General features: G+C 68.6%; 21 protein-coding genes. 5 read left to right on the top strand and 16 right to left on the bottom strand.

Annotation, left to right across the window (positions count from 1 at the left end):
* Positions 1–94 precede the first annotated feature (94 nt).
* From BXA00_RS22735 to BXA00_RS22725, 3 genes are read left to right on the top strand one after another with little or no spacing between them, the layout of a single operon-like run.
* Entirely contained in the window at positions 95–1,057 is a 963-nt protein-coding gene (locus BXA00_RS22735; RefSeq protein WP_076520655.1) for a c-type cytochrome, read from the top strand.
* A complete protein-coding gene (locus BXA00_RS22730) occupies positions 1,054–3,588 on the top strand; it encodes a cbb3-type cytochrome c oxidase subunit I (protein ID WP_076520654.1) in 2,535 nt (844 codons plus the stop codon). Before BXA00_RS22735 ends, BXA00_RS22730 begins: the two co-directional genes overlap by 4 nt.
* A 3-nt stretch (positions 3,589–3,591) precedes the next feature.
* Entirely contained in the window at positions 3,592–3,933 is a 342-nt protein-coding gene (locus tag BXA00_RS22725; protein WP_076520653.1) for a hypothetical protein, read from the top strand.
* Between the two features lie 86 nt (positions 3,934–4,019).
* Here the strand turns inward: BXA00_RS22725 and BXA00_RS22720 are convergent, their stop codons facing one another.
* The 4 genes from BXA00_RS22720 to araD form a co-directional block, all read right to left on the bottom strand.
* On the bottom strand, positions 4,020–4,712 hold the full coding sequence (locus tag BXA00_RS22720; protein WP_076522078.1) for an HAD-IA family hydrolase: 693 nt from the start codon (positions 4,710–4,712) through the stop codon (positions 4,020–4,022).
* A gap of 231 nt (positions 4,713–4,943) precedes the next feature.
* Positions 4,944–5,933: a tripartite tricarboxylate transporter substrate binding protein gene (locus BXA00_RS22715; protein WP_076520652.1), complete on the bottom strand. Its 990-nt coding sequence runs from the start codon at positions 5,931–5,933 to the stop codon at positions 4,944–4,946.
* Positions 5,934–5,994: 61 nt separating this feature from the next.
* Positions 5,995–6,705, bottom strand: a complete 711-nt coding sequence (locus BXA00_RS22710) for a ribonuclease activity regulator RraA (RefSeq protein WP_076520651.1) — start codon at positions 6,703–6,705, stop codon at positions 5,995–5,997.
* A 53-nt stretch (positions 6,706–6,758) separates the two neighbouring features.
* Complete coding sequence (araD, locus tag BXA00_RS22705; RefSeq protein WP_076520650.1) at positions 6,759–8,489, bottom strand: L-arabinonate dehydratase; 1,731 nt, start codon at positions 8,487–8,489, stop codon at positions 6,759–6,761.
* A gap of 137 nt (positions 8,490–8,626) precedes the next feature.
* On the opposite strand from araD, the gene BXA00_RS22700 reads away from it, so the two are divergent.
* Positions 8,627–9,316, top strand: coding sequence for a GntR family transcriptional regulator (locus tag BXA00_RS22700; RefSeq protein ID WP_076520649.1), 690 nt, complete (start codon positions 8,627–8,629; stop codon positions 9,314–9,316).
* Between the two features lie 5 nt (positions 9,317–9,321).
* On the opposite strand, the gene BXA00_RS22695 is transcribed toward BXA00_RS22700, so the two are convergent.
* Positions 9,322–10,740 (bottom strand): hypothetical protein, encoded by a 1,419-nt coding sequence (locus BXA00_RS22695; RefSeq protein WP_076520648.1) that lies wholly within the window; start codon positions 10,738–10,740, stop codon positions 9,322–9,324.
* Positions 10,741–10,889: 149 nt separating this feature from the next.
* Here BXA00_RS22695 and BXA00_RS22690 point away from each other — a divergent pair, with 149 nt between their 5' ends.
* The gene (locus BXA00_RS22690; RefSeq protein WP_092578263.1) at positions 10,890–11,348 is read left to right on the top strand and encodes a surface-adhesin E family protein; all 459 of its coding nucleotides are present in this window, start codon (positions 10,890–10,892) and stop codon (positions 11,346–11,348) included.
* A gap of 41 nt (positions 11,349–11,389) precedes the next feature.
* On the opposite strand, the gene BXA00_RS22685 is transcribed toward BXA00_RS22690, so the two are convergent.
* The 11 genes from BXA00_RS22685 to narI all read right to left on the bottom strand — a co-directional run bounded on the left by BXA00_RS22685 (position 11,390) and on the right by narI (position 21,722).
* On the bottom strand, positions 11,390–12,685 hold the full coding sequence (locus BXA00_RS22685) for an O-acetylhomoserine aminocarboxypropyltransferase/cysteine synthase family protein (protein ID WP_076520647.1): 1,296 nt from the start codon (positions 12,683–12,685) through the stop codon (positions 11,390–11,392).
* Between the two features lie 170 nt (positions 12,686–12,855).
* Entirely contained in the window at positions 12,856–13,326 is a 471-nt protein-coding gene (locus tag BXA00_RS22680) for an SCP2 domain-containing protein (RefSeq protein WP_076520646.1), read from the bottom strand.
* Positions 13,323–14,216 carry a U32 family peptidase gene (locus BXA00_RS22675; protein WP_076522077.1) on the bottom strand — a complete coding sequence of 298 codons (894 nt, stop codon included), beginning with the start codon at positions 14,214–14,216 and terminating at the stop codon, positions 13,323–13,325. The genes BXA00_RS22680 and BXA00_RS22675 overlap by 4 nt, the downstream gene beginning before the upstream one ends.
* Positions 14,213–15,229, bottom strand: a complete 1,017-nt coding sequence (locus BXA00_RS22670) for a peptidase U32 family protein (protein ID WP_076520645.1) — start codon at positions 15,227–15,229, stop codon at positions 14,213–14,215. The genes BXA00_RS22675 and BXA00_RS22670 overlap by 4 nt, the downstream gene beginning before the upstream one ends.
* 102 nt (positions 15,230–15,331) lie before the next feature.
* The gene (locus BXA00_RS22665) at positions 15,332–15,994 is read right to left on the bottom strand and encodes a response regulator transcription factor (RefSeq protein WP_076520644.1); all 663 of its coding nucleotides are present in this window, start codon (positions 15,992–15,994) and stop codon (positions 15,332–15,334) included.
* Positions 15,995–16,008: 14 nt separating this feature from the next.
* Positions 16,009–17,946, bottom strand: a complete 1,938-nt coding sequence (locus BXA00_RS22660) for a type IV pili methyl-accepting chemotaxis transducer N-terminal domain-containing protein (RefSeq protein WP_076520643.1) — start codon at positions 17,944–17,946, stop codon at positions 16,009–16,011.
* 152 nt (positions 17,947–18,098) lie between these two features.
* Entirely contained in the window at positions 18,099–18,596 is a 498-nt protein-coding gene (gene mobB, locus BXA00_RS22655) for a molybdopterin-guanine dinucleotide biosynthesis protein B (protein ID WP_076520642.1), read from the bottom strand.
* Positions 18,593–19,258, bottom strand: a complete 666-nt coding sequence (locus tag BXA00_RS22650) for a carbonic anhydrase (RefSeq protein WP_076520641.1) — start codon at positions 19,256–19,258, stop codon at positions 18,593–18,595. Before BXA00_RS22650 ends, mobB begins: the two co-directional genes overlap by 4 nt.
* A gap of 1 nt (position 19,259) precedes the next feature.
* Positions 19,260–20,258 (bottom strand): GTP 3',8-cyclase MoaA, encoded by a 999-nt coding sequence (moaA, locus tag BXA00_RS22645; protein WP_076520640.1) that lies wholly within the window; start codon positions 20,256–20,258, stop codon positions 19,260–19,262.
* Positions 20,255–21,016: a peptidylprolyl isomerase gene (locus tag BXA00_RS22640; RefSeq protein WP_076520639.1), complete on the bottom strand. Its 762-nt coding sequence runs from the start codon at positions 21,014–21,016 to the stop codon at positions 20,255–20,257. Before BXA00_RS22640 ends, moaA begins: the two co-directional genes overlap by 4 nt.
* Before the next feature lie 22 nt (positions 21,017–21,038).
* Positions 21,039–21,722, bottom strand: a complete 684-nt coding sequence (gene narI / locus BXA00_RS22635) for a respiratory nitrate reductase subunit gamma (protein WP_076520638.1) — start codon at positions 21,720–21,722, stop codon at positions 21,039–21,041.
* Between the last annotated feature and the right edge of the window lie 2 nt (positions 21,723–21,724).

Below are 21,724 nucleotides of genomic sequence, written 5' to 3'. Positions count from 1 at the left end.
GGCGGTCTGACGGGCACGAAAGGTGCTGACGACGCCGGACGCGGGGCCGGCGACGCCCTTTTGCCAGTGCGCCGGATCATCCATAAAGAACAACATGGCGAAAATCCCTTTCATCGTGCTCGCCGCCGCGATGCCGACCGCCGCCCCGGCGCAGCCTAGCGGCGAGGCGGCCGCGCTGATCGCCGAGATCGGCTGGGTGCTGTACGTGGGCGCGGCCGCCATCTTCGTGGCCGTGGCGGTCCTGCTGGCGCTGGCGATGTTCGGCCCGGCGTCCCTGCGCCGTCGCCTGTCCCGGCCCGCGCTTATCGTGGGCGCGGGGATCGCCTTTCCCGTGGCCGTCCTGACCGCGCTGCTGCTCTATGTGCTGAGCCCGACCTCGGCGGCAACGCGCGCGGCCGCGCCGCTCGCCGCGCGCATCGAGGTCACGGGCGAACTGTGGTGGTGGCGCGTTCGCTATCTGGACGCCTCGGGAGCGCTGCTCTTCGAGACCGCCAACGAAATCCGCATTCCCACCGGACAGCCAGTGGAATTCCTGCTCAAGTCCGACAATGTGATCCACAGTTTCTGGATTCCCGAACTGGGCGGCAAGCTCGACATGATTCCCGGCCGCGTGAATCGGATGCGCGCCCTGGCGCGCACGCCCGGCACGTTCCGCGGCCATTGCGCCGAGTACTGCGGGGCCCAGCACGCGCAGATGCGATTGGACGTGCAGGCCCTGGCCCCGGCGCAATTCGAGGCATGGATGCGCGCCCAGCGCGAGCCGGCGCGCGCGGCGGCCACGCCGCTGCGCCAGGGCGAGCAACTGTTCATGCAGGCCTGCGCGAGCTGCCATGCGGTGCGCGGCACCTCGGCGGCGGGCACGCTGGGACCGGACCTGACACATCTGGGCAGCCGCCCGTCGCTGGCGGCCGGCGTGTTGCCCAACAACGTGGGCGCGCTGGGCGGATGGATCGCCGGCAGCCAGCACATCAAACCGGGCAATGGCATGCCGTCCTTCGATCAATGGCCCGGCGAGGACCTGCGCGCCGTGGCCCGCTACCTGGAAAGCCTGAAGTGACCGTCCAGACACCCGCGCCCCCGCTTCCCAACCCGCTGCCCCGCCCCGAGGGCGAACGCGAACAGCTCGAGCGCGCCTGGAAGCGTCCGACCGGGTGGCGGGCGCTCACGGTGGTCAACAACACGTCCATCGGCCTGCTGTACATCGGCACCGCGCTGCTCTTTTTCATCCTGGCCGGCGTGCTGGGGCTGATGATGCGTACCCAGCTCGCCGCCCCGGACAGCCACCTCATCGGCCATGCGCTCTACAACCAGCTCTTCACGATGCACGGCACCGTGATGATGTTCCTGTTTGCCGTGCCGGCCGTGGAGGCGGTGGCGGTGCTGCTCTTGCCCAATATGCTGGGCGCGCGCGACCTGCCTTTTCCGCGGCTGTCGGCCTATGCCTACTGGGCCTACGCGATCGGCGGGCTGGTGTTCTTCTGCAGCATCTTCGTGGGACTGGCGCCCGATGGCGGCTGGTTCATGTATCCGCCGCTCACCGGCGCCCGGTATTCCCCGGCGGTCAACGCGGACCTCTGGCTGCTGGGGATCGGCTTCATCGAGATCTCGGCGATCGCGGGCGCGATCGAGCTGGCCGTGGGCATCCTGCGCACGCGCGCGCCCGGCATGAGCCTGGACAAGATCCCGGTGTTCGCGTGGGTGATGCTGGTGTTCTGCGGCATGGTGATCATCGCCTTCCCGGCGGTGATCGTGGCCACCACGCTGCTCGAACTGGAACGCGCCTTCGACATGCCCTTCTTCATTGCCGAGCGCGGCGGCGATCCGCTCCTGTGGCAGCACCTGTTCTGGTTCTTCGGCCATCCCGAGGTCTACATCATTTTCCTGCCGGCCGCGGGGATGGTGTCGATGATCATTCCCGCGATGACGGGCACGCCCCTGGTCGGCTACCGCCTCGTCGTGCTGGCGGTGGTGTCGACGGGCTTTTTGAGCTTTGGACTGTGGGTGCACCACATGTTCGCCACGGGCATTCCGCAGTTGTCGCTCAGCTTCGCGTCGGCCGCGAGCATGGCCGTAGCGGTGCCGACCGCCATCCAGATATTCGCCTGGATCGCGACCATCGCCGCGGCCGTCCGGCTGCGGCCGCTCAGGACACCGATGCTTTTCATCATGGGCTTTTTCTTCGTGTTCGTCATCGGCGGCCTGACCGGCGTCATGGTGGCAGTGATCCCGTTCGACCTGCAGGCGCACGACACGTACTTCGTCGTCGCCCACCTGCACTATGTGCTCTTTGGCGGCATGGTGTTTCCGCTCTTCGCGGCGTTCTACTACTGGACGCCCTTCATCGCCGCGCGGCCGCTGTCCGAGCGGCTCGGACGCTGGGCGTTCTGGCTGATGTTCGTGGGCTTTAACGTCGCCTTCTTTCCGATGCACTTCACAGGGCTGGCCGGCATGCCGCGCCGGGTCTACACCTACGCCGAAAGCCAGGGCCTGGGCCCGCTCAACCTGCTGTCCACCGTGGGTGCGTACCTGATCGCCGCCGGCGTGCTGGTTTTCCTGGTGGATCTGGCGCGCAACTTCCGGCCCTCGATGGAGGGGAACGCCGGCAACGTCTGGCGGGCCGGGACGCTGGAATGGCTGCCCAGCGGCAGCTACGGCCTGCGCAGCGTGCCCGCGGTCACGAGCCGCGAGCCGCTGTGGGACCAGCCGGGGCTGGCGCGGCAGGTGGACGATGGCCAGCATTACCTGCCCAACTCACCGGCCGGCCTGCGCTCGACCCTGGTGACCAGCGCCCTGGAGGCCCGTCCTGACTATGTGCTGCCGCTGCCCGGACCGGCGTGGTCTCCGCTGCTGGCCGCCGTGGGCACCGCGGGCTTTTTCCTGTTGCTGACCTTCAAGCTGGTGCCGCTGGCGGCGGCATTCGGCGCCCTGGCCATTGCCTCGCTGTGGCGCTGGCTGTGGGACGCTGATACCGGACCGGATCATCCGCCCGCCGATATCGGCGGCGGCCTGCGGCTGCCCATGATGTGTTCCGGCAGCGCATCGCACGCGTCCTGGGCGATGGTGCTGCTGCTGATCGTGTGCGCGAGCATCTTCGGCTCCATGATGTTCGGCTACATGTTCCTGTGGACCACCAATCCGCAGGCCTGGCCCGAGGCGGCCGCGCTGCCGTCGCCGCTCTTTCCGCTGCTGTCGGCCGGCCTGCTGCTGGCCGGGACTGCCTTGACGATGTCCGCCGGCCGGTCGCTGGCGCAGGCGCGGCCATCCCGGATGCGATGGCAGCTGGGCGCCGCCGCCCTGCTGTTGGCCGCCGCCGCGGGCCTGGACCTGCATACGCATTGGCAGGCCGGCCTGCGGCCGCAGGGCTCGGCCTACACGGCGGCGACCTATGCGGTCGCGAGCCTGCAGGCGCTGTTTGCGGGGCTGTCGGCCGTGATGGCCGTCTTCACCGTGGCGCGCTCGCTGGCGGGCAGGCTGAGGCCCACGCGCCGCGCGCCGCTCGACGCCACCCGGATGATGTGCCTGTATACCGTGGCGCAGGGCCTGACCGCGCTGGCTCTGCTCCACGCCTTTCCCCGGCTGGCGGGATAGGCCATGAAGACACGCTTTTCGGTTGAACTGTTGTACCTGATCGCCGGTCCGGCGATCTGGATGCTGCACTTTCTTTTCATCTACATCGTGAACGCCCTGGCCTGCGCCCGCGGAACGCTGGCGCAGGCGTGGCTCGGACTGCCCGCGTCGTCATGGATCATCGTCGCGGGCAGCGCGGCGGCCTTGGCGGCGATGGCGCTGGCGGCATGGCGGCAGCAGCGCCGGGTGCGCGCAGCCGGTGCCCCCGCGTTCCATGCCTGGCTCACCGCCGCGCTGTGCGGCCTGTCCGCCGTGGCGGTCGTATGGGAAACGCTGCCGGTGTTCTTGATGCGGGCTTGCGGGTGAAATTGCCCCGCAAGGCCACCGCCAGCCTTGCGTGGCCCCGGTTTGCTGGCCGCAACGATCAGATGCGTCTGCCCGGCGCCGGAAATTCAAGGAGAGCCGAGCAGGCCGGCGCAAGCCGCAGGCAGGTCGTCAAAGTGATGCAGCAGCACGTCTGGCGCCAGCGCCGCGGCGGGGATGTCGCTGTATCCGAAGTCCACCAGGATCAAAGGGGTTCCCGCGCTGCGGGCGGCGCCTGCGTCCGTGTCGGCGTCGCCCACCATGACGGTGCGCGCGAGGTCGCCGCCCACGGCCTGCACCGCCTCGATCAGATGGGCGGGATTGGGCTTGGCCGCGGACACGGCGTCGATGCCGGCCACGCCGTCGAAAAGGCCCGCCATGCCAAGCTTGGTCAGCAGGCTGCGCGACAGGTCCGTGGGTTTGTTGGTGCAGACGACCAAGGCGGCGCCCGCGGTCCGAAGGGTTTTGAGCGCATCGATGACGCCGGGGAACGGTCGCGTTTCGTCCGCGATATGGTCGCTGTAATAGGCAATGAAGCCGCCGAACAGCGCAGCCGTGCGCGCGGCGGGCTCCGGTTCGCCGGCGCTTTCCAGGCCAAGCTGCAACAGCCAGCGCGCACCCCGGCTGACGTAGGGCCGGCCCCGTTCATAGGCCAAGGGCTGATAGCCGTGCGCAATCAGCACGGCGTTGACCGCTCCGATGCGATCGGGGGCCGATTCGACCAACGTCCCGTCCAGATCGAACGCGATGGTGGCCCCTGCGAGGGCGGCGAGATCGTTCACGATAGGCGACTCCACTGCGGTGACTCCACTGCGAGCCTGACTGCCGGGCGGGACGCCGGGCCAGGTCCCGATAAGCCTTAGCTTACCGCCGCGCGGCCTCGCCCACACGACCCGCGTGCAGACGCCGTCAGTCACCATGCAGCGCAATGCCGCCCCGGGCGCCGGATGATCCAGGCGCCGAGGGCCGCTGCGTGAACCACAACGCGCCCCCGGACTTCGCCCGATACTGCCCTACTCCACCGACGCGCCCGACTTCTTCACGACCTCGGCCCACCGCGGGATTTCCGTGGCCATCAGGTCGCGCAGTTGGTCCGGCGTGCTGCCGACCAGCTCCATGCCCATGGTCTTGCCCAGCTTTTCCTGGACGTCGGGTTCTTTCAGGATCAGGGCAATCTCGGCGGCCAGCTTGTCCAGGATGGGCTTGGGCGTGCCCTTGGGCGCGTAGACCGCCTGCCATGACGCCATCTGGAAGCCAGGCACGCCGGCCTCCTGCATGGTCGGCACGTCGGGCGCGAGCGCGATGCGGTCCTTGGTGGTCACGGCCAGCAGCTTGAGCTTGCCGGTCTGCAGCAGCGGCAAGGCCGCCGTCATCTGGTCGAACATGAACGTCACCGCGCCCGACGACACATCCACCATGGCCGGCGGCGTTCCCTTGTAGGGCACGTGGGTGAGCGGCACGCCGATCATGCCGGAAAACAGTTCGCCGGCCAGGTGCGTGGAGGTGCCCGCGCCGGAGGACGCGAAGGTGCGCTTGGATGGGTCGCGCTTGAGCAGCGCAATCAGGTCGGCCACCGAGTTCACGCCCAGGTTGGGATCGACCAGCAGCACGTTGGGCAGGAAGGCGATCAGGGACACCGGTTCGAAGTCCTTGACCGGGTCGTACTTCAGGTTCTTGTACAGGCTGGCGTTGATGGCGTGCGTGCTGATCGTGCCGCCGAAGAGCGTGTAGCCGTCGGGTGCGGCCTTGGCCACGTAGGTGGCGCCGATGCCGCCGGCGGCGCCGGGCTTGTTCTCGACGATGACGTTCTGGTGCAGGCGGTCGGCCAGCTTCTGGGCCAGCACCCGGCCCACCACGTCGGTCGAGCCGCCCACGGTGAACGGCACCACATAGGAAATCGGCTTTTGCGTCGGCCAATCGGCGGCACTGGCGGGCATGGCCAGGGTGCCGAGGACGGCGCCGGCCAGCAGCGCGGCCAGGGCGCCGCGTCGTTGCATGTTCATGGTTGTCTCCTGCCTATCTTTATCGGTATGGGTGGGTTGCCGGCTGCGCCGGCGGCAAGGCTCAACGGCCCTGTTCTTTGCGCCAGGCGGCGAACTTGTCCTTGGTGCCGGGATCGGTCGGGGGGTACAGCCCCAGGATGGACGCACCCGCCTGAACCTGGCTGGTGACGAAGTCCTCGAAGACGGTCATTTCGACGGCTTCGATCGAGAGTTCGTCGGCCAGGTGGGCCGGAATCACCACCACGCCCTCGCGGTCGCCCACGACGATGTCACCGGGCCACACGGCCACGTCGCCGCAGCCGATGGGCACGTTGATGTCCAGCGCCTGGTGCAGCGTCAGGTTGGTGGGCGCGGACGGACGCTGGTGGTAGGCGGGAAAGCCCATCTCGGCGATCTCGGGCGAATCGCGAAAGCCCCCGTCCGTGACCACGCCGGCCACCCCGCGCTTCATCAGGCGCGTGACCAGGATAGAGCCGGCGGACGCGGCGCGCGCGTCCTTGCGGCTGTCCATGACGAAGACCGCCCCTTCGGGGCAGGTCTCGACGGCGGCGCGCTGCGGATGCGCGCGGTCTTCGAACACCTTGATGGTGTTCAGGTCTTCGCGCGCGGGGATGTAGCGCAGCGTGAAGGCCGGGCCGACCATGTTGGGCAGATTGGCGTTGAGCGGCCGCACATCCTGGATGAACTGGTTGCGCAGGCCGCGCTTGAACAGGGCCGTGCACAGCGTGGCGGTGCTGACGCCGGACAGCCGGGCGCGGGTTTCGGGATTCATGGGGGACACGATGGCTCCGGGTAGGTAGACGGAAATACGGAAAAAGTCCGGGTTCAGAAAATGGCGGGCTCGGGCACGGGCGCGCCGAATTCCGTTTCCAGGAAGTCGAAGTCGCAGCCGTCGTTGGCCTGCAGGATGTGCCGGGAATACATCCAGCCGTAGCCGCGCTCGTAGCGCCGCGGAGGCGGTGTCCAGGCGGCGCGGCGCGCGGCCAGTTCCTCGTCGCTGACGTTCAGGTTGATGGTGCGCGCGGGCACGTCCACGGTGATCGTGTCGCCCGTCTTGACCAGCGCCAGCGGGCCGCCCACGTAGCTTTCGGGCGCGACGTGCAGGATGCAGGCGCCGTAGCTGGTGCCGCTCATGCGCGCATCCGACAGGCGCAGCATGTCGCGCACGCCCTGTTTGACCAGCTTGGTCGGGATGGGCAGCATGCCCCATTCCGGCATGCCGGGGCCGCCTTGCGGGCCGGCGTTGCGCAGGATCATGATGTGGTCGGCGGTGACGTCCAGGTTTTCGTCCTCGACGGCGGCTTTCATGCTGGGGTAGTCGTCAAAGACCAGCGCCGGGCCGGTATGGCGCAGGTACTGCGGGGCGCAGGCGCTGGGCTTGATGACGCAACCGTCGGGCGCGATATTGCCGCGCAGCACGGCCAGCGCGCCCTCGTCGTAGATTGCTTCGTCCAGCTTGCGGATCACGTCGTCGTTGTAGACCTCGGCGCCGGCGATGTTCTCGCCCAGCGTCTTGCCCGTGACCGTCATGGCGGACAGGTCCAGGTGGCCGTGCAGGCGCGACATCAGCGCGGGCAGGCCGCCCGCGTAGTAGAAGTCTTCCATCAGGTAGGTGTCGCCGCTGGGCCGGATGTTGGCGATGACGGGCACCTTGCGGCTGGCGGCGTCGAAGTCGTCCAGGCCCACCGCGCAGCCCGCGCGGCGCGACATGGCGACCAGGTGGATGATGGCGTTGGTGGAACAGCCCATCGCCATGGCGACATTGATGGCGTTCTTGAACGACGCGGGGCTCAGGATGCGCTGCGGCGTCAGGTCGTCCCAGACCATGTCCACCACGCGGCGGCCGCATTCTGCAGACATGCGCATGTGGTTGACGTCGGCGGCGGGAATCGACGAGGCGCCCGGCAGCGTCATGCCGATGGACTCGGCGATGGCCGTCATGGTGCTGGCGGTGCCCATGGTCATGCAGGTGCCGTAGCTGCGGGCGATGCCGCCCTCCACCTCGGTCCATTGTTCCTGCGTGATCTTGCCGGCGCGGCGTTCGTCCCAGAGTTTCCAGGCGTCCGATCCGGACCCCAGCACCTTGCCCTTCCAGTTGCCGCGCAGCATGGGGCCGGCGGGCACGTAGACACACGGCAGGCCCGCGCTGATCGCCCCCATGATGAGGCCCGGCGTGGTCTTGTCGCAGCCGCCCATCAGCACCGCGCCGTCCACCGGATGGCTGCGCAAGAGCTCTTCCGTTTCCATGGCCAGAAAGTTGCGATACAGCATGGTGGTCGGCTTGACGAAAGATTCCGACACCGAGATCGCGGGCAGTTCCACCGGGAAGCCGCCGGCCTGGAACACGCCGCGTTTCACGTCCTCGACGCGCTGCTTGAAATGGCTGTGACAGGGGTTCAGGTCGGACCAGGTATTGATGATGGCGATGACCGGGCGCCCGGCCCAATCGTCGGGGCCATAGCCCATTTGCATCATGCGGGAACGGTGGCCGAAGGAGCGCAGGTCGTCCTTGGCCATCCAGGCGGCGCTGCGCAGGCTTTCGTAGGGTCGTTTCATCGGGATAGGAGGGAAAGGCGTTGTGACGGTCAGGGCATTTAAACACTAATACATTAGTGCGTCAGCTAGGTGGAAACCCGCTACACTGCCGTTTTCGTCACCGCCCTTCCCTACGCGGAATCTCGATACCGTATCCGATGCAAAGCCAGAAGCTCAGACTGGACCGCTCCCGCCACGCGGCGCCCCAGGTTTTCGAACACCTGCGGCGCCAGATCATTTCATTGGAGCTCGCGCCCGGCGCGCCGCTGTCCCGCGTCACGCTCGCCGACAGCTATGGCCTGAGCCAGACGCCCATCCGCGACGCGCTGATGCGGCTGGCCGAGGAGGCCCTGGTCGATATCTATCCCCAACACACCACCGTCGTCAGCCGCATCGACATCGCCGCCGCCCGCCAGGCGCACTTCCTGCGCCGCTCGCTCGAACTGGAAATCGTGCACCTGCTGGCGCAGCGGACCGACCCGCTCCTGCTCCAGCGCCTGCAGTCCAGCATCGACCTGCAGCGCGCCAGCCACGCCAGCGGCCAATACCAGCAGTTCATCAATGCCGATCAGGCGTTTCACCGCGACATGCACGAGGCCGCCGGCGTCGCCAGCCTGTGGGACATGGCGCAGCGTTACAGCGGCCACCTGGACCGGCTGCGCCGCCTGCATCTGCCCGAAGCCGGCAAGGCCGAACGCATCCTGGACGATCACCAGCGGCTGGTGGACGCCATTGCAGCGCAAGACCCCGCGCGGGCGCAGCAGGTGCTGCGCGAGCACTTGTCCGGCACGCTCAGCCAGGTCAACGAAATCTGTAAACGCTATCCGGAATACGTGGTGGCGGGATAGCGGTCTCAGTCCAGCGGATAGCGCTGGATCACGGTCTTGCCGCCGCGCTCGGCCAGCGTCAGCAGGGCGTCGCCCGTCTGGTCCAGGCCCAGCAGCCCGCGCTCCTGTTCGTAAGACAGCTGGAACGGCCGCCAGGACCTGCCTTTGTCGCGGCTGTAGAAGTAGGTCTTGGTGTATTCGTTGTCGGGGAACAGGTGATCGGCATAGGTCTTGATGACCCACGCATTGCGGCCGAACCACGCCTGCCCGATCCAGGACCGGGCCCCGCGCACGTCGGGCGAGGTCGATCGCTTCACCCAGGACAACCCGGCCTTGTCCAACTGGTAGATGGCCCCGCCTTCCGTCTCGAACACCGGCTCGTCGCGTGTCAGGAGCGCCTGCGCCGCCTGCTCGGGCACCCGGGGCACGTCCGGCGTGATGCGGAACGCGGGCGAGGCGTCTTCCTGGAACTGCACCTCGAAACGCCGCGTTTCGATCAACTCGGGCGCCTCCTGGCCCTCGGGCCTCACGCGCGTGCGCCAGCTCCAGCCCACCGCGCGACGATCGTCCAGCGGGTACAGCGACCAGCCATAGCCGAGCTGGCCTTCGCCGTAGGTTTCGCGGTCCCGCTCCGCCGACGCCGCAAACTTGCGCTCGAAGGCGGCCGAATCGGGCCAGACCTGTTCCTTGAGCCGCGTCGCCGACCAGCGCCGCGCGCCGTCGCAACTGTAGAGCAGCCGCACGCCGGTCTCGTGGTGTTCCAGCGCGATGGCCAGGCGGTCCGTCAGGAAGGTGGTGTGCTGTTGAGGGACGCCCAGCGTCACCTCGGGATCGTAGGTCCAGGTCGTGCCCAGATCGTCCGAGCGCAGCGCGTCCCACGCGGCGGGCTGGTCGCCTTCGCCCGGGCTGCGCAGGGTGCCGGCGACGAGAAACAGCGGCTGGCCGCCCGGCGCGCCGATGAGCGTGACGCCGGTATCGCCGCTGATGGAACCCAGCAGGTCGAATACGCCGGTGCCCCGGCCCCCATAGATGAGATTGCGCGCGTCGGTGGTGGACCGGCCGGTCTGCAGCATGGCCAGGGCCAGGTCGCCGGTCCCGTGCGCCAGGGTGGTGATGGCGCCGGCCTGCGCCAGCCGCACGCGCTGCTGCTGCAGGCGTTCTTTCAGGGACGGAACCTGGGTGTCCAGGACGGGGGCCTGCGCCAGCCCGTCGATGTCCCGGGCGGTGACCAGGAGCTGGCCGGTGAGGAGCTGGCGTTCTCCGTAGCGGTGGATGGCCACCCGGGAATACGAGGCCAGCGCCGGTCCGTTGAGTTCGCCCACGATCTCGCTGCGCGGCAGGGGCTCGCCCATCGGGATGATCTGGTAGATCCCCCAGGCCAGCACTCCGGCTGCGGCGATCGCTAGGCCTGCGGCCAGCAGTCTGATGGTCTTGGGTCCCGGCATTCTGGGCATATACGCCAGCCCCCCGCCGCCAGCCATTTATCGAACGGACGGAACTATAGCGCGTTGCGTCCGGTTCTCTATACTGGCGTAACGCATGCTCACGTCTTGCCGGACGCGCGCCCCTGCCCCGACGCCACGGAAACCGTCCCATGACCGCAAGGCCTCCCGCCGCCCTCCTCGCCCTGGCCCTGTTTGTCGCCGCTCACGGCAGCCCCGGCGCGCACGCCGCCGCCAACGATCCCAACTGGGTCCCGGTGGACCCGCAGGCGATGCCGGGGGTGTTCTACGACACCCACTCGATCCGGGCCGTGTCCGACAACCCGACCGTGATGGCCGTGACCGTGGCCTGGTTCTACGCCCAGCCGCGGATCTCCGAGGCCAACGGCCAGCCTTACGGCTCGGTCACCCAGCCGGTCACGCTGAATTGCGCCGCCAACACCTACACGGTCACCCAGGTCCTGCACCACGCCGGCAATGACGCCACCGGCGCGATCGTGGAATCGATACCGGTGGCGGGCATCCGCAACGCGCCGGTCACGCGCGATCCGGTCCAGCGGCGCCTGCGCGACCTTATCTGCACGGAAAATGGCAAAAGCGCCCGCAAATAGCGGGCGAGTAGCGGGCGCCTTGCCGGCCGCCGGCGCGGCGATCACACCTGTTCCAGCGCCTGCTCCAGGTCGGCGATCAGGTCGTCGATATGCTCGATGCCGATGGACAGACGCACGGTTTCCTCGCGCACGCCGGCCTTTTGCAGTTCTTCGGGGTTGAGCTGGCGGTGCGTGGTGGATGCCGGATGCGTCGCCAGGGACTTGGAATCGCCAATGTTGACCAGGCGCGTGAAGAGCTGCAGCGCATCCTGGAAGCGCGCGCCCGCCTCGCGGCCGCCCTTCACCCCGAAGGTGAACAGGCCGGGGACCTTGCCGCCCAGGTACTTGCGGGCGAGCGCGTGGTCCGGATGGTCCGGCAGCCCCGCGTAGTTCACCCATTCCACCTTCGGATGCTCCTTCAGGTACCCGGCGATCTTGACCGCGTTTTCGACAATGCGGTCCACGCGCAGGGCGAGGGTCTCGATGCCCTGCAGGATCTGGAAGGAATTGAACGGCGAAATGGCCGCGCCGGTATTGCGCAGCGGCACCACGCGGGCGCGGCCGATGTAGGCGGCCGGGCCGAAGGCTTCGGTGTAGACCACGCCGTGATAGCTGACGTCGGGCTCGTTCAGCCGCTTGAACCGCGCCTTGTGCTCGGCCCACGGGAACTTGCCCGAGTCGATGATGGCGCCCCCCAGGCTGGTGCCGTGGCCGCCCAGGTACTTGGTCAGGGACTGCACCACGATGTCGGCGCCGTGTTCGATGGGGCGCAGCAGGTACGGCGAGGGCACGGTGTTGTCGACGATGAGCGGCAGGCCGTGACGATGCGCCAGGTCGGCCAGCGCGGCGATGTCGGTGATGTTGCCCAGCGGATTGCCGACCGATTCCGCGAAGATGGCCTTGGTGCGGTCGTCGATCTGCGCCTCGAACGCGGCCAGGTCCGAGGGGTCGGCAAAGCGCGTGGTGATGCCGTACTGCGGCAGCGTGTGGGCGAACAGGTTGTAGGTGCCGCCGTACAGCGTGCTGGACGAAATGATGTTGTCGCCGGCCTCGGCGATGGTCATGACGGCGTAGGTGACGGCCGACTGGCCCGACGCCAGCGCCAGCGCGGCGATCCCGCCTTCCAGGGCCGCCACGCGCTGCTCCAGCACGTCGGTGGTGGGATTCATGATGCGGGTGTAGATGTTGCCCGCGACCTTCAGGTCGAAGAGGTCCGCGCCGTGCTGCGTGTCGTCGAACGCATAGGCCACCGTCTGGTAGATCGGCACCGCCACCGCGCGCGTGGTCGGATCGGGGCGGTAGCCGCCGTGGACGGCCACGGTTTCCAGGCGCCAGTTGGGCTTCTTCGCTTCAGTCATGAGTCTCTCCGGGTAATGCGTTTTTCAAGGGTTCAGATCAGGCGGCAAACGCGCGCGCGGCGCGCGAGATGCCTTCGATGTCTGCCTGGTTGTCGTTGGGCCCGTTGGACGGGCGCACGTAACCATACCCCACGATGCGCGCGGCGGCACTAGCCGGCGATCCCGGACCATTACCCGCCAACCCCGCCCCCCACCCCGCCGCCCACCCCGCCGCTCATGCGCTGCAACCACGCGGGCCGGGGCGCCGCGTCCAGCCAGTTCTTCACGATCAGGCCCAGCTCCGTATCGCCCGCGATGCGCAGGCGGCGCTGGAAGAACAAGGTGTCGGCGTCGGTCTGCGCGCGCATCAGCGCCAAAAAGTCGGCCAGCTTGGCGCCCAGTTCCAGGTCGGCGGCCGCCTCGGCCGCGCCGCGGCTCCAGAGCGGCCGGAAAGCCCCGTCGCGCACGATGAAGCGGCTGCGCATGCCCAGGTCTTCGACCGTGATGGCAAAGCTGCGCCCGTCCAGTTCGGCGGGAGGCTCCAGCCACTTGAGGCGGCGCGCCAGTTCCAGCCCGGCGGCGAAATGCAACGAGACGAAGGGCCCCGGCACGCGCCGGCCCAGCCGGGCCAGCAGCGGCGGCAGATTCAGCGCGGCGCTCATACGGCAACCTCCTGCAGCGCGATCCCGGCCTGCCCGTAGTAATAGCCGTTGCAGCGGCCGATGCCGGCCGGCGGCGAGACCGCGTCGGGCTTGCCGCCTCGGCGCGTCGCGTCCAGCGCGGCAATCGCTTCGAGCGTCCCGGCCGATTGGGGGCTGACGCGCAGCACCTCGATGCCCATCCCTGCCAGTTCCGGGGCTTCGGCCAGCAGGTCCAGGCAGGCGGCCGACTGGACCTGGATGCCGTTGATGCCCAGGAATTCGCGGGATTCGCGCGTGCGCATGTCCAGGCCGTCGGGATGCTCGATGCAGCGAAACCCGCAGTCGTCCTTCTTGAGCCGGAAGTGACGCGCCGTGAAGCAGCGCGCCGAAAACGCCAGCGCCATCCTGCCCCAGACCATGACTTCGGCCTGCATGCCGGCCGGCCGCTCCTGCAGCAGGCGGGCCAGCGTGGGGCCGTCCATTTCGAGCGGCGCGACAAAGCGCACCGCGCCGCGGTTGGCCAGCCAGGCCAGCGTGCCGCCGTGATAGGCGTTCAGGTGCGGCCCCGCCACGAAACCGCGCCCGCTCAGATGGCGCACCGCGCCCAGTTCGCCGGCTTCCACCATGAAGTCCGGCTGCTCGCACAGCTTCTTGAGGGCGCTGGCCTCGGCCCCGGTTTCGATCAGGGTGCGGCCCGACAGCACGACGGTCTTGCCCTCGGCGCGCAGGTCCCGGGCAAGGCCCAGCCAATCGTCGGCACGCAGTTCGTGGCGCCGGCTGCAGACGGTTTCGCCCACGTACACGATGTCGGCGGGGCTGTCGGCCACGGCGGCGTAGAAGTCCATGGTGCGCTGGCGCGGCCAGTAGTAGAGCAAGGGACCGACTGAAATCTGGAATGGGAGCAGGTTCATTTCCATGGCCTTTCGAATGCGCCTTGGGTGACTTGGGAGCCCTCGGCATGGCGCGCCAGCATGGCGTTCCATTCGGGGCGCGGCGAGTAGCGCGCGGCGTTCGCGTGCACGCTGTCCAGCGCGGCGCGCAAGGTGGACACCACCTGCGTGACGTAGGCCGGGCTGCGCTGGCGTCCTTCGATCTTGATGGCGGACACGCCCATCTCGGCCAGGCGCGGCAACAGGCCGATGGCGTTCAGGCTGGTGGGCTCTTCCAGCGCGTGGTCGGACTGCCCGTCCACGTCGAACCGCCCCTTGCACAGCGTGGGATAGGCGGCGGGTTCGCCGGGTTCGTAGCGGTCGATGAGAATGCCCGACAGGCGCGCATCCATGCGGCCGTCCTCTTCCACCCAGCGCACCGCGTGCGCGGGCGAACAGACGCCCTTGTTGTTGGGGGAATCGCCGGTGGCGTACGAGGACAGCAGGCAGCGGCCTTCGGCCATGACGCACAGGCTGCCGAAGCCGAAGACCTCGACCTCGACGCTGACGTGGGCGCAGATGCGTGCCACCTCCGCCAGCGTCAGCACGCGCGGCAGCACCACGCGGCGGATGCCGAACTGTTCCTTCATCAGTTCGATGGCGTCGGCGTGGGTGGCCGAGCCCTGCACGGACAGATGCAGGCGCAGGTCGGGATAGCGGTCGCTGGCGTAGGCGAGCAGGCCCGGATCGGCCATGATGACGGCGTCGGCGCCCAGGTCGTGCGCGGCATCCACCGCGGCCCGCCATTCGGCCATGCGGCCCGCCTGCACGAAGGTGTTGATGGCGAACAGTACCTGCCGGTTGCGGCGATGCGCCAGTTCGACGCCTGCGCGGATGTCTGCTTCGGTGAAATTGAGCCCGGCGAAATTGCGGGCATTGGTGGCGTTCTTGAGCCCGAGATAGACGGTGTCGGCGCCCGCTTCTATCGCTGCCTTCAGCGCGGCCAGGCTGCCCGCCGGAGCCACGAGCTCCATGGGAGTGGTTCGAGTTTGCATGACGGCCAGTCTATGGGCCGCCCGTGCGCCGGGCCTTGTCGAAAATCAAACGGCGCGGCGCCTTCGGGTGTCGGACACCGAAGTGCTCGCAATCGCGCGCGCCTATTCCTCCGTATACAGGCCGCGCTCCACCGCATACACGGCCACCTGCACGCGGCTGGTCAGGTTGAGCTTTTTCAGCACGTTCTGCACATGGATCTTGACGGTGCTTTCGCTGACGTCCAGTTCGCGCGCGATGACCTTGTTGCTGGCGCCGCGCGCCAGCCATTGCACGATCTGCGTCTCGCGCGCGGTGAGGCGGTGGCGTTCGGCAGACCCGGGCGGAGGCGGCGTCTGGCTGGCCTGGCCGCGGAACTGCTCGACCAGCTTGGCCGTCATGCTGTCGGCGATCACGGCTTCGCCGTTGGCGGCGCGGCGGATCGCGGACACCAGCGCGTCGGCGTCGATGTTCTTGACGAGGTAGCCGCGGGCGCCGTCGCGCAGCGCCTGGCCGAGTTCGTCGGCCTCTTCGGAGACCGTCAGGATGATGACCGCGCACCCGGGCAGGTCCTGCGTCAGGAGCTGCAGCGTTTCCAGCCCCGACAGTCCTGGCAGGTTCAGGTCCAGCAGCACCACGTCGGGCTTGAGCTCCTGGGCGCGCTTCAGGCCCTCCACCCCGTCCCCCGCCTCGGCCACGACTTCGAAGTCGGGCTGGCGCTGCAACAGCAGGCGGACCCCGGAACGGAACAGGGTGTGGTCGTCGATGAGCAGGATGCGGATGGTCATGATGGACAGGAAGGTCAGGCAGCCTGGCGTTCAGCGCCAGGCAGGGTGAGCGCCACGCGCGTGCCGGCGCCGGGCTGCGATTCGAGTTTTATCACGGCGCGCATGCGCGCGGCGCGCTCGCGCATGATGTGCATGCCCACGTGGGATTCGCCGCGTTCGGCGACGTCGGCCGGGTCGTAGCCCTGCCCGTCGTCGGCGATCTGCAGGGTGAAATCGCGGCCGTTCTCGACAGCAATGCGCACGCGGCTGGCTTCGGAATGCTTGCGCACGTTGGACAGGGCCTCCTGCAGGATGAACAGCACCTGGAGCTGCTGCTCGGGCTGCAGCGGCGCGCCCTCGCCCTGGCTGAAGGTGAGCTCGGTCTCGATGGCGGTCTGGCGCCGGAAGCGGGCGACGGTGTCCTCGATGGCCGCCTGCAGGTCGCCCTGCGACAGCTTGCTGCGGAAATTGGTCAGCAGCTCGCGCACGTCCTGGTAGCTTTCGTCCACGCCGGTGCGCAGAAGCGGCAGGATCTCGCTGACCTCTTCGTCGTCGCCGCGCTTGATGGCGGCGTCCAGCATCTGCAGTTGCAGGTTCAGGAAATTCAGCCCCTGGGCCAGGCTGTCGTGCAGGCCCTGCGCCACCAGCCCGCGCTCTTGCACGACGGCAAGCTGGCGGGCCTGCGCGCTCAGGCGCCGGTTGTCCAGCGCTACGCCAAGGTGCTGGCCCAGCGTTTCCAGCAATTGCGATTCCGACGCCATCAGGCGGCGCTGCTGGCGGAAATGCAGCGAATACGACCCCAACACCTCGTCGCGGGTCACGATGCGGAACACGGCCACGCTGGAGAAGCCCTCGCGCTGGCAGTTCAGGTCCAGCTCCTGCGGCGACTGGCGGAAGTCCTGAATGACGATGACCCCCGCCTGGCGCGTCGCCACGCCGCAGTAGCAGTCGTCCACCTTCATGCAGTGCTCGGCCTGCACCAGTTCGTCGGACAGGCCGACCGACACCACCAGGTTGAGCTTTTCATTGTTGGGGTCCAGCGCGCGGATGCTGCCGGCGTCCGCGTCGAATTGCAGCATGACGCGGCGCAGGAAGCCGTCGCACATGGCTTCGATCTCATTGGGCTGGTTCAGGAACGCCGCCATGTCGTACAGCGCGCCGATGTCGCGGTTCTGCGCGGCCAGCTGCGCGGTCTTCTGCTCCACCCGCTGCTCCAGGCTGGTGTACAGGTCCTGCAGTTCGTCGGCCATGCGGTTGTAGCCGCGCGCCAGCACGCCGAACTCGTCCTGGCTTTCCACCGGCAGCCGGGTGCTGAACTCGCGGTCGGCCATGCGCTGCAGGCCGTCGCGCAAACGCAGCACGGGAGAGATGATCCACAGGTAAAGCAGGTAGATCATCGCCAGCGTCCCGGCGCTGGCGATCGCGGCCAGCACGCCCTGCGACAGGCGCAGCGACGTGGTCTTGCCGGCGTTGTCCTGTTCGATCATGCGCACCAGCGTGTCGGCCCGGGCCACGAACTCGGGCAGCGTCTCCAGGTACGCCGAGGCGTCCGGCTGGGCGATGGCCCGCAGCGCCGCCGGCTTCATGATGTCGCGCCAGTAGGCCGCCACGTCCTGCCACTGGGCGCGGATGGCGGGGTCGTTGGGGATGAAGAGCGGGCGCGCGGGGTTGCCGCGCGCCAGGCGCGCGATGGTCTCGTCCAGCACGGCGATCTGTTCGGCGGTGCGCACGTCGCGGCCAGCTTGCGGGCGCATCAGTTCCACCGCCACGCGGTTCGCGCGCATGCGCAGGCTGCCGGTGTCGTTGATGGCCGCGCCCGCGCCTTCCAGCTGCCACGACAGCCATAGCGTCCAGCTCACCATGGCAAGCACCACCACCAGCGCCAGCAGCGAACTGGCCACGATGCGCGTGGAAAGGCGGTGCCGGGGCGACGGAAGCGCGTCGGAACGGGCGGCGGTATCGGCGGGCGTCATGGTGGTCGGTGCGAAGAGCGCAATTCGGGCATCAGTGTAGTCGCTTCCCGCAGGCATTCAGACACGGTTGCCGAGCAGGCAGACGGTGTCTGACACCCGCGGGAGACGGCCCGCAAGCCTGGCAGAGCGCCTCATGGGTGTCAGACACCTTGTTACTCCAGTCCAAGGGCGCGGCAGAGAAAGTCCGCGACCCGGGCAGGTTCGTTCAGCGGCAGGCAGGGCAAGGCGATGCCTTGCGGCGCGTCGGTCACGACCGCGAGAAATCCGGGGTCCTCGGTGTGCAGCGGCGGCTTGCCCAGCGCGGGCCGGTAGACCTCGATGCGCGGAATGGCCGCCTGCTTGAAGCCTTCGACCAGCACCAGGTCGGCGGGCGACAGGCGCGCCAGTTGCGCGTCCAGCGTGGGTTCGGGCGCGTCGCGCAGCTCATGCACGATGGCGTAGCGGTACGGCGAGGCGATCATGACCTCTTGCGCGCCCGCCGTGCGAAAGCGCGCGCTGTCCTTGCCGGGCGGCTCCATCTGGAAATCGTGATGGCTGTGCTTGATGACGTTCACGCGCAGGCCGCGCGCGCCCAGCAACGGCAGCATGGCTTCGATCAGGGTGGTCTTGCCGCTGCCGGAGCGGCCGGCGATGCCGAATACAGGGGTCATGGGAGGGCAGGTTCCGTCAGCAGAGGGCAAACGATGGGCAGAAACGTGTCCGCACGCGGGGAGTATGCCAGCAAAGCGCCGGCCACCAGGTCGAAATACCAGCCGTGCAGCGTCAGGCTGCCGCCCTCCACGGCCCGCCGGACAAAGGGCAGGTCTTCGAGGTTGCGCAGCGAGATCAGGATGGACGCCTGCTCGCAGGCGCGGCGGCGCTCTGCCTGGGAGGCGTGCGGCATCTGCCGCAGCACCTGTTCCCGCGCCGGTTCGGCGATGTCCATCCAGCGTCCGAGATAGTCGGTTTCACCGCCGCGGCGGATACCCCGCTCCATCAGCGCGCGGATGCCGCCGCACTGCGCATGCCCCAGCACGATGATGCGGCTGACCTGCAGCTGCTCGACCGCGAACTGGATGGCCGCCAGCACGCCCTGCAGGCCGCGGTCCTTGCTGGAGGGCGGCACCAGATTGGCCACGTTGCGCACGGTGAAGATGTCGCCCGGGTCGCACCCCAGCAGCATGGCCGGGTCAACCCGGGAATCGCAGCAGCCGATCAGGAGCGTGCTGGGATGCTGGCCGTCGCGCAGATTGCGGTACAGCGATGGCGCGTCTTCGTAATACTGCTGCTGGAAGCGCTGGAACCCGCCGACCAGCCGTTCGAGGTCTTGCATGTCAGCCTCCCGTCTGCGCCATGAAACGCACGATGCGTTCGGGACGGGCGTTGAATTCGTGGCGCTCCGGCTTGGCGGCGATGCCCGCCACGATGGCCTGGATGAGGTCGCCGTCGCTGGCACCCGCGCGCAGCAGGCGTCCCAGCGGGACCTGGTCTTCCTGGCCCAGGCAAAGGTACAGGGTGCCGTCCACGCCCAGCCGGACGCGGTTGCAGGTGGCGCAGAAATGGCGCGACATCGGCGTGATGACGCCCAGCACCGGCGCGCCCTGCCCGCCCGTCCAGTACCGCGCCGGGCCGTTGCGCGATTGCGCCAGCGACGGCAGCAGGCCGGCGTCCGCCGCCAGCCGCGCGCCCATCGCATTCAGGTCGGTGTGCGCGTGGCCCCGCCCGCACTCGCCCATCGGCATGGGTTCGATGAGGCGCAGCACGAAGCCCTGTTCCATCGCGTACGCCAGCAGGCGCCGCACGTCGGATTCGGGTGTGGCGGCGTGCACCACGCTGTTGAGCTTGATCGGGGAAAAACCGGCCTGCCGCGCCGCCGCCAGGCCGGCCAGCACGGACGCCAGGCAGTCGCGCCCGGTGATCTGCGCGAAGGCCGCGGCGTCCAGCGTGTCCAGGCTGATGTTCAGGCGGTCCACCCCCGCCGCGCGCAGCGACTGCGCATGGCGGGCCAGTTGCGTGGCGTTGGTGGACACGGACAGGTCGCGCAGGCCGGGCATGGCGGCGATGGTGGCCGCCAGCCCGGCCACGCCCTTGCGCAGCAGCGGCTCGCCGCCGGTCAGCCGGACCTTGGCGACGCCCAGGCCGACGAACAGCCCGACCAGCCGGGCCATTTCGTCGTGGGACAACCAGTTGGCCGGCGTTTCGAAGCCCTTGAAATCCTTGGGCAGGCAGTAGCTGCAGCGCAGGTCGCAGCGGTCGGTGACGGACACGCGCAGATAGTCGATGCGGCGGCCGAAGCCGTCCGTCAGGGTGGCAGGCGCAGGCTCGTCCATCATGCGGCGCTCCCGGCGAAGACCCGCTCGGGTTCGCCGTCGTCCAGGTCGATGCCCGAGATCTTGGCCCGCCCCACCAGCAGCTTGGTGTACTGCCGCCAGGCGGTATCGCGGCTCATGGCGGTAAGCGCCGCGGCGATCTGCCGGGCGACCTGCTCGAAAGGAAGCAGCCGCCCTTCGACACGCCGCGTGACGCGCACGATGTGCAGGCCATGCCGTGTCTGCAGCAATTGCGGCAGCAGCCCGCCCGAGGGCAGCGCGAACACCGCGCGTTCGAACTCCGGCACGGTGTCGCCGCGCCCGAGCTGTCCCAGATTGCCGCCCACGGCCGCGGACGGGCAATTGGACTGCGCGCGCGCGACCTCGGCAAAGCGTGACGGGTCCGCCAGCAGGTCGGCCAGCACCACGTTGGCATGCGCTTTCAGCATGTCCAGGTTCACGTCGGGCGTGACCTGGAACAGGATGTGGTCCGCCTCGACCAGTTCGCCCACCATGAAACGCTCGGGGTGCATCTGGTAGAAGCGGCGGCAGGCCGCCTCGTCGGCCTCGGGCGCGGGCGCCTGGCTGGCGAGCAAGGCGCCGATGGCGCTTTCCTCGTCCGAGAGGTCCAGACCCTGGCGGCCGGCCTCGTCCAGCAGCACGCGCCGCAGCACCAGGGCCGTGACGGCCTCGCGCATGGGATTGCCGGCTTCGGCGTGCAGGGGCAGTTCACGTTCCAGATCCGCGTCGTTCAGTTCGACGCCATTGACGATGACAGGCATGGTCGGCTCCTTGGACGAGGGATCAGCGCGGACGCACCAGTTGCCAGGCACGGCCCAGATAGCCGACCGACGCAAAGCCGCTCCACACGTGCACCAGCCGGGTGAACGGGAAGATCACGAAGAGCGTCAGGCCCATGAAGAGGTGCGCCTTGAACAGCAGCGGCACGCCGGCGATGTAGCTGGCGGCGTCGCCCTGGAAGGTGACGATGTGCTGCGCCCAGGTCATCAGGTGCACCATCATCTCGCCGTCCATGTGGCCGGCCGACAGCACGATGGTGGACAGCCCCAGCAGCAGCGTGACCAGGATCCACAGCAGCAGGAGCTTGTCGCCCGGACGGGTGGCGCGGGCGATGCGCGGGTCCGTCAGGCGGCGGTGGATCAGGATCAAGAGGCCGATCAGGCACAGCCCGCCCATTACGCCGCCGGCCACCATCGCGACCATCTGCTTCAGGGAATGCGACACGCCCAGCGTGTCCCACACGATGACCGGCGTCAGCAGCCCGACCAGGTGTCCGAAGAACAGGCCCAGGATGCCAATGTGGAACAGGATGTTGCCCAGGCGCAGCTGGCCCCGGTGCAGGAGCTGCGAGCTGTCGGACTTCCAGGTGTACTGCTCGCGCTCGAAGCGCGCCAGGCTGCCCAGCAGGAAGACCGTCAGCGCGATGTAGGGATAGATGCCGAAGAGAAACTGATTCAGGGAATTCATGA

The sequence above is a fragment of the Achromobacter sp. MFA1 R4 genome (assembly GCF_900156745.1).
Classification (GTDB): Bacteria; Pseudomonadota; Gammaproteobacteria; order Burkholderiales; family Burkholderiaceae_B; genus Achromobacter.
Note: the sequence above shows the minus strand (reverse complement) of the source record. Positions and strands in the feature narration are given on the sequence as shown.

Bases quoted from the DNA above. Each gene is read 5' to 3' on its own strand.
- BXA00_RS22735 (WP_076520655.1), top strand. From the start codon at position 95: ATGGCGAAAATCCCTTTCATCGTGCTCGCCGCCGCGATGCCGACCGCC.
- BXA00_RS22725 (WP_076520653.1), top strand. From the start codon at position 3,592: ATGAAGACACGCTTTTCGGTTGAACTGTTGTACCTGATCGCCGGTCCG.
- BXA00_RS22715 (WP_076520652.1), bottom strand. From the start codon at position 5,933: ATGAACATGCAACGACGCGGCGCCCTGGCCGCGCTGCTGGCCGGCGCC.
- BXA00_RS22710 (WP_076520651.1), bottom strand. From the start codon at position 6,705: ATGAATCCCGAAACCCGCGCCCGGCTGTCCGGCGTCAGCACCGCCACG.
- araD (WP_076520650.1), bottom strand. From the start codon at position 8,489: ATGAAACGACCCTACGAAAGCCTGCGCAGCGCCGCCTGGATGGCCAAG.
- BXA00_RS22700 (WP_076520649.1), top strand. From the start codon at position 8,627: ATGCAAAGCCAGAAGCTCAGACTGGACCGCTCCCGCCACGCGGCGCCC.
- BXA00_RS22695 (WP_076520648.1), bottom strand. From the start codon at position 10,740: ATGCCGGGACCCAAGACCATCAGACTGCTGGCCGCAGGCCTAGCGATC.
- BXA00_RS22690 (WP_092578263.1), top strand. From the start codon at position 10,890: ATGACCGCAAGGCCTCCCGCCGCCCTCCTCGCCCTGGCCCTGTTTGTC.
- BXA00_RS22685 (WP_076520647.1), bottom strand. From the start codon at position 12,685: ATGACTGAAGCGAAGAAGCCCAACTGGCGCCTGGAAACCGTGGCCGTC.
- BXA00_RS22680 (WP_076520646.1), bottom strand. From the start codon at position 13,326: ATGAGCGCCGCGCTGAATCTGCCGCCGCTGCTGGCCCGGCTGGGCCGG.
- BXA00_RS22675 (WP_076522077.1), bottom strand. From the start codon at position 14,216: ATGAACCTGCTCCCATTCCAGATTTCAGTCGGTCCCTTGCTCTACTAC.
- BXA00_RS22670 (WP_076520645.1), bottom strand. From the start codon at position 15,229: ATGCAAACTCGAACCACTCCCATGGAGCTCGTGGCTCCGGCGGGCAGC.
- BXA00_RS22665 (WP_076520644.1), bottom strand. From the start codon at position 15,994: ATGACCATCCGCATCCTGCTCATCGACGACCACACCCTGTTCCGTTCC.
- BXA00_RS22660 (WP_076520643.1), bottom strand. From the start codon at position 17,946: ATGACGCCCGCCGATACCGCCGCCCGTTCCGACGCGCTTCCGTCGCCC.
- mobB (WP_076520642.1), bottom strand. From the start codon at position 18,596: ATGACCCCTGTATTCGGCATCGCCGGCCGCTCCGGCAGCGGCAAGACC.
- BXA00_RS22650 (WP_076520641.1), bottom strand. From the start codon at position 19,258: ATGCAAGACCTCGAACGGCTGGTCGGCGGGTTCCAGCGCTTCCAGCAG.
- moaA (WP_076520640.1), bottom strand. From the start codon at position 20,258: ATGATGGACGAGCCTGCGCCTGCCACCCTGACGGACGGCTTCGGCCGC.
- BXA00_RS22640 (WP_076520639.1), bottom strand. From the start codon at position 21,016: ATGCCTGTCATCGTCAATGGCGTCGAACTGAACGACGCGGATCTGGAA.
- narI (WP_076520638.1), bottom strand. From the start codon at position 21,722: ATGAATTCCCTGAATCAGTTTCTCTTCGGCATCTATCCCTACATCGCG.